16 protein-coding genes are annotated in these 15117 nt (G+C 39.2%); 13 read left to right on the forward strand and 3 right to left on the reverse strand.

Annotated features, from left to right (window positions below; genetic code table 11):
* The first annotated feature begins 27 nt into the window (after positions 1–27).
* On the forward strand, positions 28–600 hold the full coding sequence (locus ACJJVZ_RS17490) for a toxin co-regulated pilus biosynthesis Q family protein (protein ID WP_405602286.1): 573 nt from the start codon (positions 28–30) through the stop codon (positions 598–600).
* 54 nt (positions 601–654) lie between these two features.
* On the opposite strand, the gene glnE is transcribed toward ACJJVZ_RS17490, so the two are convergent.
* Positions 655–3453 (reverse strand): bifunctional [glutamate--ammonia ligase]-adenylyl-L-tyrosine phosphorylase/[glutamate--ammonia-ligase] adenylyltransferase, encoded by a 2799-nt coding sequence (gene glnE, locus ACJJVZ_RS17495; RefSeq protein WP_405602289.1) that lies wholly within the window; start codon positions 3451–3453, stop codon positions 655–657.
* A 78-nt stretch (positions 3454–3531) separates the two neighbouring features.
* Between glnE and ACJJVZ_RS17500 the strand changes: the two genes are divergently transcribed.
* The 6 genes from ACJJVZ_RS17500 to ruvX all read left to right on the forward strand — a co-directional run bounded on the left by ACJJVZ_RS17500 (position 3532) and on the right by ruvX (position 8102).
* A complete protein-coding gene (locus ACJJVZ_RS17500) occupies positions 3532–4425 on the forward strand; it encodes a hypothetical protein (RefSeq protein ID WP_138586389.1) in 894 nt (297 codons plus the stop codon).
* Positions 4426–4507: 82 nt separating this feature from the next.
* Entirely contained in the window at positions 4508–4966 is a 459-nt protein-coding gene (locus ACJJVZ_RS17505; RefSeq protein ID WP_405602292.1) for a hypothetical protein, read from the forward strand.
* Positions 4967–5060: 94 nt separating this feature from the next.
* Positions 5061–5795 (forward strand): 16S rRNA (uracil(1498)-N(3))-methyltransferase, encoded by a 735-nt coding sequence (gene rsmE / locus ACJJVZ_RS17510; protein WP_138586391.1) that lies wholly within the window; start codon positions 5061–5063, stop codon positions 5793–5795.
* Positions 5796–5849: 54 nt separating this feature from the next.
* Positions 5850–6800, forward strand: a complete 951-nt coding sequence (gene gshB, locus ACJJVZ_RS17515; protein ID WP_138586392.1) for a glutathione synthase — start codon at positions 5850–5852, stop codon at positions 6798–6800.
* A 279-nt stretch (positions 6801–7079) separates the two neighbouring features.
* A complete protein-coding gene (locus ACJJVZ_RS17520) occupies positions 7080–7637 on the forward strand; it encodes a YqgE/AlgH family protein (protein ID WP_077536955.1) in 558 nt (185 codons plus the stop codon).
* A gap of 15 nt (positions 7638–7652) precedes the next feature.
* The gene (gene ruvX, locus ACJJVZ_RS17525) at positions 7653–8102 is read left to right on the forward strand and encodes a Holliday junction resolvase RuvX (RefSeq protein ID WP_077536954.1); all 450 of its coding nucleotides are present in this window, start codon (positions 7653–7655) and stop codon (positions 8100–8102) included.
* Between the two features lie 441 nt (positions 8103–8543).
* Here ruvX and ACJJVZ_RS17530 read toward each other — a convergent pair whose 3' ends face one another.
* Both ACJJVZ_RS17530 and ACJJVZ_RS17535 read right to left on the reverse strand, forming a co-directional pair.
* Complete coding sequence (locus ACJJVZ_RS17530) at positions 8544–9680, reverse strand: PilT/PilU family type 4a pilus ATPase (RefSeq protein ID WP_405602297.1); 1137 nt, start codon at positions 9678–9680, stop codon at positions 8544–8546.
* Positions 9681–9689: 9 nt separating this feature from the next.
* A complete protein-coding gene (locus ACJJVZ_RS17535; RefSeq protein ID WP_138586153.1) occupies positions 9690–10730 on the reverse strand; it encodes a type IV pilus twitching motility protein PilT in 1041 nt (346 codons plus the stop codon).
* Between the two features lie 2 nt (positions 10731–10732).
* On the opposite strand from ACJJVZ_RS17535, the gene ACJJVZ_RS17540 reads away from it, so the two are divergent.
* From ACJJVZ_RS17540 to hemW, 6 genes are read left to right on the forward strand one after another with little or no spacing between them, the layout of a single operon-like run.
* A complete protein-coding gene (locus tag ACJJVZ_RS17540; RefSeq protein ID WP_405602300.1) occupies positions 10733–11446 on the forward strand; it encodes a YggS family pyridoxal phosphate-dependent enzyme in 714 nt (237 codons plus the stop codon).
* 17 nt (positions 11447–11463) lie between these two features.
* Positions 11464–12285 (forward strand): pyrroline-5-carboxylate reductase, encoded by an 822-nt coding sequence (proC, locus tag ACJJVZ_RS17545; RefSeq protein WP_405602302.1) that lies wholly within the window; start codon positions 11464–11466, stop codon positions 12283–12285.
* 26 nt (positions 12286–12311) lie between these two features.
* Entirely contained in the window at positions 12312–12845 is a 534-nt protein-coding gene (locus tag ACJJVZ_RS17550; protein ID WP_077538936.1) for a YggT family protein, read from the forward strand.
* Between the two features lie 60 nt (positions 12846–12905).
* Positions 12906–13349 carry a DUF4426 domain-containing protein gene (locus ACJJVZ_RS17555; protein WP_405602306.1) on the forward strand — a complete coding sequence of 148 codons (444 nt, stop codon included), beginning with the start codon at positions 12906–12908 and terminating at the stop codon, positions 13347–13349.
* A gap of 7 nt (positions 13350–13356) precedes the next feature.
* Positions 13357–13956, forward strand: coding sequence for an RdgB/HAM1 family non-canonical purine NTP pyrophosphatase (rdgB, locus tag ACJJVZ_RS17560; RefSeq protein WP_405602308.1), 600 nt, complete (start codon positions 13357–13359; stop codon positions 13954–13956).
* Positions 13953–15089, forward strand: coding sequence for a radical SAM family heme chaperone HemW (gene hemW, locus ACJJVZ_RS17565; protein ID WP_405602311.1), 1137 nt, complete (start codon positions 13953–13955; stop codon positions 15087–15089). The genes rdgB and hemW overlap by 4 nt, the downstream gene beginning before the upstream one ends.
* Positions 15090–15117: the final 28 nt, after the last annotated feature.

Raw genomic sequence — 15117 nt, forward strand, 5'->3', positions numbered from 1 at the left:
AAGATTCGCATTAAGTGAGTAATAATTATGTGGTTTTGGCTGAAACATCTTTTAGTTGCAGTGTTATTAATAATATTTGCGCTCTATTTTTTACTGGGTGACGGCTTAGTATTGGATTTTAAACACTCCAAAAATGCAGCTGCTGAAGGACTGTCACGCTTTTATGCTTCAATCCAGAATAAAGCTAAAAATGATAAAGAACGCGGTAACTTTGTTCTAAAATTAGCTGCGCCAGAGCAAACTCTAGATCGTGTATTAACCGAGCGCACTCGGATCGTTGATCCTATGCCAACAAATTGGGCTGGAAAAATCGAACCTAGACGCTTTGAAAGCGGAACCACACTAAAAGAGGCGCTTTCTGAATTTGCCGAGAACGAAGGCATCACCTTATATTGGTATTTAGATAAAGACTTTGTAGTGAAAGATTACTTTAGAGTGGATAACGATTTCACCTCGACATTTTACCAAATTGGTCGCGCTATAAATGATGAGTTTGAATACGAGGTTTACACTTATTTTTGTCACAAACAACGTGCTGCAATTATCACTGAAAAACCATCTGAGTTTGTTCGATCAAACTGTGTCAAAATAAATGTGTGAGTAAGTAACCCAAAAATCCAAGCCTGCGCTTGGATTTCTGTCATTCAATTCAATTCAATTCAATTCAAAAATGATATCCCAAATTCGCTTAACATTAGTAATATCTTCTTCAAATTGTACACGTGGCACTAACCGACCTTGCTGCTCCAAGCTCAGCACATGATAACGAGAACGATACGATATATAAGCGTGTATTAACTGCTGTTGCTGCTCTTTTGTAATGCATCCGATTTTTGCGGCATCAGTTAAAATCCTTACATTATCAGAGTACACCGTTAACCTCTCAAATTCATGAGCATATTTAAGCACTAAGTATTGAGTAATAAATTCAATATCGGCCATACCACCAATATCTTGTTTTAAATCAAATTTATCTGTGTTGCCTTTTGCTAAATGGACGCGCATTTTTTCACGCATTTTTATTACATCATCTTTTAATACTTTTATATCACGCTGCTGACAAAGAATGTCCTTACGGATTTCAGCAAAACGCTCAATAAGTTCATCTTGACCTAAAATAAGTCGGGCGCGCACAAGCGCTTGATGCTCCCATGTCCATGCTTGAGTTTGCTGATAGTGATTAAAGCTCTCAAGATTAATTGCTAATAAGCCAGAAGCTCCCTCAGGACGTAAACGTGTATCGAGTTCATACAAAATACCTGATGCGGTACGGGTATTAAATAAGTGCATTAAGCGCTGTGCTAGCTTTAAATAAAACTGCCGTGAATCGATTGGTTTTTTACCATTCGTTTGGCTTAAACCATCATGATTATGTACAAATACTAAATCTAAATCTGAATCATAACCGACTTCAAAACCACCTGTTTTACCATACGCTATGACTGCAAAGCCTTTATTTTCGTCATCAGTACCTTGGGGCGTACCAAAACGCTGAGCTGTATTGTGCCATGCAATATTTACGGCCTGACCTACAACAGCCTCAGCTAATGCAGTTAAGTGATCGCTTACTTTCATGACATCAATAACACCCGTCGCATCAGCGGCTGCTATACGTAATTGGTGAGTTTGCTTAAACTGCCTTAACGACTCCATTTGTAATTCTAAGTCGTCATGCTCAATACGTAAGAAATATTGCCTTATTTCATCCTTATAAGCAGTTAACGGAGTTGGCTTATAAAGAACTGCGGGGTCTATTAATTCATCAAGCAGTATTGGGTAACGAGATATATGCTCCCCTATCCACTTGCTATGACAGCACAGTAAAACTAATTGTTTTAATGTACCTGGATTTTCGTATAGTAATTCTAAATACGCAGTGCGAGAGATAATTTTATTGAGGATTTGGCAAATCATCGTAAATGCTGTTGCACTGGCGTCAAAGTTACTTAACTGCTTGAGCAGTGCTGGCATTAACTTATCAAGAATGTCACGTCCGCGATTACCAACTTTAGCTTTTGACAAACGTAACTTAAAGTCTTGCAGTGGTAGTTGCCAATCATCTTTGGGATCATTTAAAAAGCTTATATCACCATGTTCCCATGCGCTTACAAACGCACTTTCACAAGTATCTAGAGGCTCAGTTTCCTCACCTATAACATGCGTAAATTCATTATTGATCTGACTCATCACATGTTCAATGTTACTTACCGATGCAGTAAAGTCTGGCTGTGCTAGCAATAGATTCAAACGCTGCTGGTTTAGCTCATCATCGGGCAATGTTTGCGTTTGTTGATCGTCAAATATTTGTAAGTACTGCTCTACCTTTCTTAAATACAGATAGTTATTTTTTAGATCTTTAGCTTCTAGATCATCAATAATCTGACTTACTGTTAACTCCTTTAATGCTTTGAGTAACGATTGCGTTTGTAAGTTAGCTTCACGCCCGCCGCGCACCATTTGCAAGGCTTGAACAATAAATTCCACCTCTCGAATACCACCAGCACCCAATTTTATATTATTTGTTAATCGCTTACGGCGGACTTCTTGAGCAATCATAAGCTTCATTTTACGAAGTGATTCAATAACCGAAAAATCAATATATCGGCGATATACAAACGGCTTTAAAAGCTGATTAAACTCATCCCAATATTGATTAGGCACGCCAATTAAGCGCCCCTTTAACATGGCATAACGTTCCCAATCACGCCCTTGCTCTTGGTAGTAATCTTCAATCGCGTTAAAGCTCATCACCAGAGGGCCGCTTTCACCAAATGGACGAAGCCGCATATCAACTCTAAATACCTGTCCATCACCCGTTGTTTGATTTAATGATGCGATGAGCTTTTGTGCAACTTTAGTATAAAATACCTGTGCCTCAATACTGCGACGCCCTCCTTGTGTTTTAACGCTGCGAGGATATGCAAAAATAAGATCGATATCTGATGAGTAATTAAGTTCTTGCCCCCCTAATTTGCCCATTCCTAATACCATTAAAGGCATTGCTTGGTTGCGCTCATCCAAAGGTTCACCGTTAACTTTGGCAACGTGTGCGTGCGCCCATTGATTTGCGCTTTGAATCAGCATATCTGCAAGCTGGCTAATATATTTAATACTATCTGAGATAGGGTTATTACAGCATAAATCTAAAAAAGCGACTTTAAGCCAGTACTTTTCTCGATACTTGCGAAGGAGTTTATGACATTGAGATTCATCTAATTCAGTAAGGTCCCAATTTTCAAAAGGAGAGTGTATAGCCCTATTTTGTAGTTCATTTTTGCATAACAGCCATGGCATTAAATCAGGTTGCGACTCTAAACTACGCCATGCAAAATCACTCAGCGCTAACAACGTTACAATTTTACTGTCTATATTATGCTGTTGCGGATACAGCTTTTTAAAGCGCATCAAGCCAAGTTTTTGTAATTGAATAGGAAGTTGCTTTACATTACTCATCAATCCTCTCTTTTATATCATCAATATCCGTACTAGAATGATTAAAACCTAAAAAGGTTAACTTTAATCAGGATCACCATGTCATATTTGTCTTTATCTAACACTAGTTTTGTTGCTATTGCTATTAGTTTTGTGGTTATTTGTATCACTGTTTTTATTTTGCGAATTATAACTCAAATCAAAGCAAAACAAGCGCTTAAAGACGAGTTAGCGCAATACGATAACTTTGCAATGGGCATTAGTTTCGCCTCAGAAATATCGGTTGTAATAGCAACCATCGCCTTTTTATTCGATGAAATAAGTGTCAGTACTGCGCAATCGAATCCACTAAAAGTGGCTGTGTTAATATTTTTACTCTTTGCGTTTATAAAAATAGGACACATGATCCACCGCAAATGGATTTTACGTCGCTTTAATGAAGAAGCTGCTATTTTAAAGAAAAATGTATGTGCAGCACTTGTTGATTCAGGAATGTTAATCGCCAACTGTATTATGACTCTAGGCCTTTATACGTGGACTCACACGCAAGGCTTTAGTAATTTACTGATTGCATTTGTCAGCTTTTTTGTGCTGCAAGGGATGTTTGCCCTTGATAGCAAAATACGTGAGTACCGATTTGCAAAAGCCAATCAAGGGGCTTCATTACAAAGTAATTTTAATTTAGAAAATACTTCTATTGGTATTCGCTACGCTGGTAAATCTATTGGTTTAGCGTTAGCTGCTTATGCCGGCTTGTCGAGCGCTGCATTTCAAAATGGCAAGATGGTTGAAAATCTATTTACACTTGTTATGCATTGCAGTGTAATGTGGGCATTGCTTTATACGCTTACATTTATAATAAAAAAAATATCACTACCTAATATTGATACCGCTCTTGAGGTCGATCACCAAGATAATATCGGTATTGCGTGCATAGAATTTGCTGTTTTCTGTGCAATCGGCTATTTACTTATTAGCATGTTTTCTATTTAACACTGATTTTTAATAAAGTTGCTATAAACGCTCTGTATTTAATTAAGTCAGTTACATCTTTGCTTAAATGCAATGAGGCCTTATGGCATTTAAAATAAACAACTTTTTACTAATTGATGTGGATAACGATTTTAGTCGAGCACTAGCTGGGCACTATTTTGATAGCGCCCTCGCTGATGCCCCTAGCACTTTAGTTATTGCAGGTAGTAACATGCGTCAATTAGTTAAAATGATGTTTGACGAGCTTATTAAAGACTATTGCTACTGCGATTTCGAAAACGAAATTAGTGTTTCTGAACTCGCTAGTTATTTACATGAGCACCATAATATACAAGGTGTTTTATTTAATCGTACCGACTATTTACTTGCCGATGAAAAACAACGTTTTATTTATAATTCATTGCATAAGAATCGCTTTTTGGTTAGTCAAAATGAAAGTGATTTTACTTTTAGTCAGCTTGCTGACCCCGCACACTCAAATCACTTATCGTGTCAGACTGATATTGCACAAACCCCCTTAAGCCTAATTGAGTTCAATTAGGTCGCTAAATATAAAATAAATAATTGCACCTAGCCCTGTGCTTACTTAACATAGCGGATATAATTTTTATCTGCCAACCGATAAGTGACACCACATGCGAGTACCTCATATCTATCAGGCTTCGAGTATTGCCTTAAACACTCCCGTTACATTGGATGACGACGCAGCTGGCCACATTGGCCGGGTTCTTCGTATGAAAGTTGGCGAACATGTATCCATTTTTAATGGTGAAGGCGGCGAGTACCTTAGTGAAATTATTGAAGTTACTAAAAAAAATGTCGTGGTGATGCCACAAGAACTCAATTTACACGATGTTGAATCACCGTTAAAAATTCATTTAGGCCAATGCGTATCGCGTGGTGATAAAATGGATTTTACAATTCAAAAATCAGTTGAATTAGGGATTACCGAAATTACGCCTATTTTTAGTCAACGTTGTGGCGTAAAACTAATGGGCGACCGTCTTGATAAAAAGCATCAACAATGGCAAAAAATTGCGATTGCAGCGGCAGAGCAATCAGGGCGTAATTTTGTGCCAATCATCCACCCTCCGGTAGATTTAAAGCAATGGCTTGCACAAGATACCAATGCAATAAAGCTAACTCTCCACCCTCGTGCAGAGCACAGTATTAAAACTATTACGGTGCCTAAAGATGGCGTGCGCTTCTTAGTGGGCCCCGAAGGCGGCTTTACCGATGATGAAATGGCACTAACTAAACAACTAGAATTTGTAGATATTCGTTTAGGCCCACGCGTTTTACGAACAGAAACAGCCGCTTTAACGGTCTTAAGTGCATTACAACTTCAATTTGGCGATTTAGCTAATTGAAATAACTAAAAGCACCCTCATATAAACAGTAACATTTATAGTAAGGCACAGCGCATGGCAATTAAGTTAGGTATTATTTCTGATCCTATTAGTGGATTTAACATCAAAAAAGACACCGGTTTTGCAATGATGATGCAGGCGCAAGAGCGCGGCTACGAAATCTACTACATGGAGATGGATGATTTATCACTTCGTAAAGGAAAATCATATGCAACCGCCGCTAAAGCGCAAGTATTTAATAACGCTGAAAAGTGGTACGAACTTGAAGAAAAAGCCACCATTGCACTTGCCGACTTAGACGTCATTCTAATGCGTAAAGATCCTCCTTTTGACACCGAATACATTTACGCAACGTATATTCTAGAGCGCGCCGAGCAAGAAGGTACGCTTATAATTAATAAGCCACAAAGCCTACGCGATGCGAACGAAAAGCTATTTACAGCATGGTTTAGTGAACATACACCTGATACGTTAGTAACACGAAGCCAAAAGCAAATCCGTGAATTTTTAGCCGAGCATAAAGATATTATTTTAAAACCACTGGATGGTATGGGTGGCGCTTCTATTTTTCGTGTAACAGAAAGCGACGCGAACATTGGCGTAATTTGCGAAACACTTACAGAGCACGGCAGTCGGTTTGCAATGGCACAAAATTATATCCCTGAGATCAAACAAGGCGATAAGCGCGTATTAATAGTTGATGGCGAAGTAATTCCATATTGCCTAGCACGTATCCCACAAAATGGGGAAACTCGCGGCAATTTGGCCGTTGGTGGTCGCGGGGAAGCACGCCCACTTAGCGAATCAGATTTAAAAATAGCGCAAGCTGTAGCACCCACACTCAAAGAAAAAGGCCTAATATTTGTAGGCTTGGATATCATTGGCGATAAGCTAACAGAAATTAACGTAACAGCACCAACATGCGTACGTGAAATTGAAGCCGCTTATGATATTTCTATAACGGGTATTCTATTTGATGCCATAGAACGTAAATTAGATAAATAACTGACGCTATTTAAACCCCCATTAATTTAAGTATTTCATACAATTGATGGGTTTTTATGTCAATTCAAAGATTTATGCCATACTAAAAATTCATTATCAAATAATACCAGTCTGCTTATATATGGGGTCTATTTAACGTTAATAAAATGACGCTATAACTAGGCAAAAATTTTTATCTAGTTGTTCTAAATAAAAATTTTTAACGACGTTATAGTGCAATTTAATTCGGTAAATTGCTCAAAGATTTATGCAGCTTGGTATAACTAAAGGGTGAAATCTATGCAGTCATTAGAAAATCATTTTTTAATCGCGATGCCGTCGATGCAAGACCCTTTTTTTAAACGTGCTGTTACCTATATTTGTGAGCACAATGAAGATGGGGCTATGGGCTTGGTAATTAACCAACCAATTAATGTAACCGTTGGTGAATTGCTCGATAAAGTAGAAATTGATAACGATAAATCACAACAAGCAGCTCAAGTTGCTGTATTTGCCGGAGGCCCAGTTAAAACAGATAGAGGCTTTGTATTACACTCTCCAAAATTAGGCTATACCTCAAGCCAAAAGCTCAGTAATGAAATAATGATCACGACCTCAAAAGACGTACTCGCGAGTTTAACAACTGCGCAAGCACCTGATCAATTTATTATAACCTTAGGCTACTCGGGTTGGGAGCAGGGCCAGTTAGAGCAAGAGCTGCTTGACAATAGCTGGCTGATCATAGAGGCAGATCCTAAGATCATTTTTGACACACCCGTTGAAAAAAGATGGGAAAAAGCGGTTTCAATGCTGGGCTTTGACGTAAGTCAGCTTAGCCCCGAAGCAGGCCATGCATAACTAAATAAGATACAAATGACAAAACGAATATTTAAGCCACAGGGCGAGCGAACGGTAATGGGTTTTGACTTTGGTACCAAAAGTATTGGTATTGCCATAGGCCAAGAACTCACTGGCAGTGCGTCGAGCCTTAAAGCTGTAAAAGCACAAGATGGCATTCCTAATTGGGATGATATTGCAGTACAAGTAAATGAATGGCAACCCGATTTAATGGTTGTTGGCTTGCCACTAAATATGGATGGAACGTCGCAAGAAGTTACCTTCAAAGCTAAAAAGTTTGCCAATCGATTGCACAACCATTATGGCATTGCAGTGCAAACTCAAGATGAGCGTTTAACAACCGCTGATGCGAAAGCCCGCTTATTTGAACAAGGTGGTTATAAAAAGCTAGGTAAAGGTAATGTTGATAATATGTCTGCCGTGATTATTTTAGAAAGCTTTTTTGAATCTAGTTATGGTGAATAACAAAAATGTATAATACCAGTCTGCTTATATATGGGGTCTATTTAACGTTAAGAAAATTACGCTACAACTAGACAAAAATTTTTGTATCTAGTTGTTCTAAATAAAAAATTTTTAACGACGTTATAGTGCAATTTAATTCGTTAAATTGATCAAAGATTTATGCAGTTTGGTATAAATAAAAAAGCGCCAAATTGGCGCTTTTTTTATGGTTAAGTAACCTGAGCTTTGGTTAAGTAATCTGAACTCTGGATAATAAATCTATCTCGAGCAGCTATTTTCAGCGCTAACTGCGTTGAATTTTCTTGCAATAGGCCCGCTATTGACGCGTAAATTCGCCTTGTTTTCACTGAAAGTCTCTGGCTAGAGAAAATAAATTTAAATATCACCATGATTCAATACGTTAGTAAATCTCTTAACCAAGGTTCAGGTTAAGTGTAATTTTTAGTAATTACTGTCTTTTCCATCCATACCATCAATTGTCACACCTTGTAAAAAACCAGCTCCTTGTTGCTCGTTATTACGCAGTTTAATCATTAAGCGCAAATCATTTGGTGAGTCTGCGTGATGTAGCGCATCGGCGTAATTAATTCGTTGCTGGCTGTAAAGCTCAAAGAGTGCTTGGTCAAAAGTTTGCATTCCCATCTCTTTCGATTTAGCCATTGCGGTTTTAATACCACCAATATCGCCCGTTTTAATTAGCTCCGCTATCATTGGCGAATTAAGTAAAATCTCGATTGCAGCAACTCGGCTTTCACCATCTGACGTTGGCACTAATTGCTGAGCAACGATAGCACGCAAGTTAAGTGCTAAATCATACTTTAGCTTATCGTGCTTTTCTTTAGGCACTAAATGCATAATACGGTCAATCGCTTGGTTGGCATTATTTGCATGTAGTGTAGCAACACATAAGTGGCCTGTTTCAGCAAAACTTAGCGCATATTCCATAGTTTCTTGTGAGCGTATTTCACCAATCAAAATTACATCTGGCGCTTGGCGCAAAGAGCTTTTGAGGGCTGCTTCAAAGCTTTCGGTATCAAGCCCTACTTCGCGCTGAGTAATAATACTTTTGCGATGCTCATGAACAAATTCAATTGGATCTTCAATTGTTAAAATATGCCCGCGCTGGTTGCGGTTTCTGTAACCAATTAATGCAGCTAATGAGGTCGACTTACCCGTACCAGTCCCCCCTACAAACAGCACGAGGCCACGCTTAGACATAATTACATCAGTCAGTGTTGAAGGTAATCCTAACTCTTGTATATCCGGTATCTGCGTGATTATTCGGCGAATAACCATTCCTGCTCTATCGCGCTGCCAAAAAGCGGATATACGAAAACGTCCTTCATCCGTCGCAATCGCAAAATTACATTCTTTGGTGTTATGAAATTCTGCTTTTTGCTTTTCGCTCATTGCAGACTCAACTAATTCAAGAGACTGCGCATCGGTTAGCTTCTCATCCGATAACGCTATAAGCTCGCCATTAATTTTTGCACTAATGGGTAACTGGCTCGATATAAATAAATCAGAACCTTTTTTCTCAATCATTATTAATAAAAAGTGATGTAAAGATAAAGCCATAATAATTCCTTAACCGCCAAACTGTGTTTTGTCTTGTGCTTTAGCTTGTGCTGCAGTGTTAGTAATAACCCCGTGATTAACCAAACTGGTTAAACACTGATCCATTGTCTGCATGCCCATTGAAGCACCCGTTTGAATAGATGAGTACATTTGCGCAATTTTATCTTCACGGATCAAATTACGAATCGCAGGAACAGCAATCATAATTTCGTGGGCGGCAACACGCCCTCCACCAATTTTTTTAATTAATGTTTGCGAGATCACAGCACGTAAAGACTCAGAAAGCATTGAGCGGATCATCGATTTTTCTTCACCTGGGAAGACATCAATAATACGGTCAATCGTTTTTGGAGCCGATGTTGTGTGGAGTGTACCAAATACAAGATGACCCGTTTCAGCGGCTGTCATTGCAAGCCGAATAGTTTCTAAATCACGCAGCTCACCAACCAATATTACATCGGGGTCTTCACGCAATGCACTTCTAAGTGCATTGGAGAAACTATGTGTATCACGATGAACTTCACGCTGGTTAATTAAGCTTAGCTTATTATCGTGAACAAATTCGATTGGATCCTCTATTGTCAGGATATGGTGATGCTTTGTTTGATTTATATAATCAACCATCGCAGCAAGTGTTGTTGATTTACCTGATCCTGTAGGACCTGTGACCAACACCAGTCCGCGCGGGTTATCTGAAATTGTTTTAAAAATATCAGGAGCACCTAAATCATCAAGTGTGAGCACGTCACTTGGAATAGTACGAAATACGGCTGCTGGGCCGCGATTAGAATTAAATGCATTAACACGAAAGCGCGCAAGATTAGGCACTTCAAACGAAAAATCGACTTCCAGATTTTGTTCATAGTCCTTACGCTGATTATCGTTCATAATATCGTAGACCAAACTGTTTACGTCTTTTTCTTCTAATGCTGGTATATTAATGCGACGCACATCACCATCTACACGTATCATAGGTGAAACACCTGATGATAAATGTAAATCGGATGCTTTGTGTTGCACACTAAACGCCAATAATTCGGTAATATCCATTTATGACTCCACAACTAACTGATAAATATATGGTTACAATAGCAGAACGACTCACATCCGCCTACGCTAGAATCGCAGTGGCTGCAAAAAACACACAACGAAATAACAACGAAATAACTTTGCTAGCAGTGTCTAAAACTAAACCAAGCGAAGATATTATTGCCGCTTACGAGCACGGTCAACGCGAATTTGGTGAGTCATATGTTCAAGAGGCTGTAGATAAAATAGCTCAACTACACGCATATAGCGACATCATTTGGCATTTCATTGGCCCTATTCAATCAAATAAAAGTGTCTTAGTGGCTAGCAATTTTGATTGGGTGCAAAGTGTTGATCGACTAAAAATAGCCAAGCGGTTAGACAGCCAGCGCCCTGAAGTAATGCCGCCACTTAATGTACTTATTCAAGTAAATATCAGTGCAGAAGAAGCAAAGTCAGGATGTCACCCTGATGAAATTGCTGAATTAGCTCAATTTATAGAGCAATGTACACATTTAACCCTACGTGGACTGATGGCAATTCCTGCAAAAACAGCTGTTACGCAGGTGCAAGTTCAATATTTTGAGCAATTACAAACTTGCTTTGATAAACTAAAGACCCAATATCCTCATATAGATACTTTGTCGATGGGTATGAGCAACGACGTTGAAGCAGCAATAAGTGCAGGTTCAACGATGGTAAGGATCGGCACAGACATTTTTGGAACACGAACTTAAAAGGTGATAACAGATTTATGTCAGATAAAAAAATCGCATTTATAGGCACGGGTAATATGAGCTACGCCATTATTGGTGGCATGGTGAAAAACGGTTTTAACGCAAATAATATCATTGCGACTAACCGCAACCAAGATAAGCTTGCAAAGGTAGCAGCCGACTTCAAGGTGCAAACCACCAGTGACAATAACGAAGCCCTGCGCGATGCTGATGTAATTGTTTTGTCTGTTAAACCACAAATGATGGGCGATCTATGTCAATCGTTTCAAGAATCGGGTGTAGACTTTAGTAACAAACTATTTATTTCTGTTGCTGCGGGTTTAACCGTAAAACGTTTACGCGAAATGCTAGGTCAAGACGTTAAAATGATACGCTGTATGCCAAACACGCCGTCTTTATTAGGCCGTGGCGTCTCTGGCTTATATGGCGCAGATGAAACGCAAAGCGAACACGAGTTCGTACAACAGGTGTTTGAATGTACGGGCATTGTTGTATGGGTTGAACACGAATCACAAATAAACGATATTATTGCGGTTACAGGCTCATCGCCTGCTTATTTTTTCTTGTTTATGGAAGCCATAGAAGAAAAAGCCAAAGCGCTAGGATTTAATAATGAAGACGCACGTCGTTTAGTCCAGCAAACAGCATTAGGTGCAGCGGAAATGGCAATTAGCCAGCCTGATATTAGTATTTCGCAGTTACGCTCAAACGTAACATCTAAGGGCGGTACTACTCACGCAGCGGTTGAGCATTTAAAAGAGCAAGGCTTGACGAAAACGGTTGGCGATGCAATGGATGCATGTATCGCCCGTGCGATGCAAATGGAAAAAGAACTTTAAAATTACTTTTTATTGAAGGTTACACTATGAATGCCATGCAATTTTTAATCAGTACCCTGTTTGATTTGTTTTTAATGGTGGTATTACTGCGCTTTTGGCTGCAGTGGGCAAAAGCCGACTTTTATAATCCAATGAGCCAGTTTGTGGTTAAAGCCACTTCGTTTGCAGTAAAGCCTCTGCGCAAAATCATCCCAGGATTTGGTGGGCTTGATTTAGCCTCACTATTGCTGGCATTTATTGTCGCAATAGCCAAAATAAGTACTTTAATGCTTGTTATGTATGGCGCATGGGCAATACAACCTGTACTCATTCAAGCATTTATAACGGTGCTAAAAGAAGGCCTTAACTTAATATTTTGGGTTCTTATTATTCGCGCTATTTTAAGTTGGGTTAGCCAAGGCTATAACCCTATTGAAGCTGTTTTTCATCAACTTACTGAACCAATGCTAAAACCAATTCGTAAAATTTTACCGTCAATGGGCGGACTAGACCTATCTGTTTTGGTGCTTATTATTGGTATTCAATTTTTACAAATGCTGCTTATGGACTTTTTAGCCTAATATAAATTTTAACAAAAGAGGCCCAAAGGCCTCTTTTTTATATGTTTTAAGGAATACATAATGAATCGCTTAATTAAATTTTGTTTTATTGCCTTTTTAGCGCTTGCGTTTAATGCGCACAGCGAACAAATGCAAGGTGCACAGTATAAAGAACTTGGTCCATGGCAAGTGCATTACATTGCCTTCCCATCTACGTTTATTCAACCAAAAATAGCAAAAGCATATGGCCTTGAACGTAGTGGTTATAAAGGTATTGTAAATATTTCTATTTTAAAAAATGATGCCGACAACACACCACAAACGGCAAAGCTTACTGGTACAGCTAGAAACCTACTTGGCAACAAACAAACGCTTACTTTTAAAGAAGTAAAAGAAGGTAACTCAATTTATTACCTTGCCCAAGTTGATTACACTAACGAAGAAATTTTACGATTTGAAATTGAAATTCAGCAAAGTAGTCAATTTCAAAAATTACAGTTTCAACAAAAATTTTACGTAGATTAAATATATTATGAGCAAAACTTTAGTACTCGCCACTGGCAACCCTGGCAAAGTTAACGAACTAGCAAACATGCTGCGTCCACTTGAAATTAATGTGGTTCCACAAAGTGATTTTAACGTCGGCGACGTGGCCGAAACGGGCACTACTTTTATTGAAAATGCCATTATTAAAGCGCGTCATGCTGCTAAAATTACTGGTATGCCGGCCATTGCCGACGATTCAGGTTTAGAAGTTGATGGCTTAAATGGTGCGCCTGGTGTTTATTCAGCTCGCTTTGCGGGCGCGCAAGCTAGCGATCAAGATAATATTGATAAGCTACTGATTGATTTAGGTGATAACCCAGTTCGTAGCGCACGATTTTGGTGCGTACTGGTACTAATGCGCCACGCAAGCGATCCAACACCACTGGTTTGCAGTGCTAGCTGGGAAGGCGAGATCACATTAACTCAAAATGGCAACGGTGGTTTTGGCTACGATCCAGTTTTTTTTGTGCCTACACTTAATTGCACCAGTGCAGAGCTTACAAAAGAGCAAAAAAATGCAGTAAGCCATCGCGGCCAAGCATTGCAAAAATTACTGCTAGAACTAAAGCAAAAAGGCGGCCTGTGAATCTTCCACCTCTGAGCTTATATGTGCACGTGCCTTGGTGCGTGCAAAAATGTCCGTACTGCGATTTTAATAGCCACGGACAAAAAGGCGAAATACCTGAAGCTGAGTATGTTCAGCATTTAATTGATGATTTAAAAGCGGATTTGCACTTAGTGCAAGGGCGTAAAATTCATAGTATTTTTATTGGTGGCGGCACTCCTAGCCTATTAACAGGTGCAGCTTACACCCGCTTACTTAATGAAGTTGATAACTTAATTGGTCTTGAAGAACACTGCGAAATCACCCTTGAAGCGAACCCTGGCACAGTAGAAACAGGCCGCTTTAAAGATTACGTAAAAGCGGGCATTAATCGAATTTCAATTGGCGTGCAAAGCATGCAAAACGACAAGCTAAAAGCACTTGGTCGAATTCATGGCAGCGACGAGGCAAACTACGCTGCGCAGCAAGCCAAAGAAGCGGGTTTAAATAGCTTTAACTTAGATTTAATGCATGGCTTACCGGGGCAAACTCTTGACGATGCACTGAGCGATTTAAAGCAAATAATTGCGCTCGATCCTCCTCATATATCGTGGTATCAGTTAACTATCGAACCCAATACGCAGTTTGCTTCAAAGCCACCGACCCTTCCTCAAGATGAAACACTGTGGGACATTCAAGAGCAAGGGGTCGAGCTACTCGCGCAAGCGGGTTACATACAATACGAAATATCGGGCTATGCAAAAGCTAGCTATCAATGCCAACATAACTTGAATTATTGGCGTTTTGGCGATTATCTTGGTATTGGCTGCGGCGCACATGGTAAGGTTACTGATGAAAATACAGGGCTTATTACGCGCACTGAAAAAGTTAAACATCCACGCGGCTATATGGATTTAATTAAACCCTATATGTACAAAAGCTGGCACGTAGGGCAAGATGATTTAGCATTTGAGTTTTTTATGAATCGCTTTCGCCTTGTTGAACCTTGCCCAATTACCGATTTTAATAAATTAACGACACTGCCATTGCTAAGCCAGCAAGATGCATTAAACCAAGCTATTAACAAAGGTTTATTGACTCAAACAGATAGCTATTGGCAGGTAACATTAAAAGGTCATCGCTTTTTAAACGACCTGCTAGAATTATTTGTGTAGTATTTAGTAATTAAATAAAACAATATAA

This window comes from Pseudoalteromonas sp. Ld19, assembly GCF_045064135.1.
Lineage (GTDB): Bacteria > Pseudomonadota > Gammaproteobacteria > Enterobacterales > Alteromonadaceae > Pseudoalteromonas > Pseudoalteromonas aliena.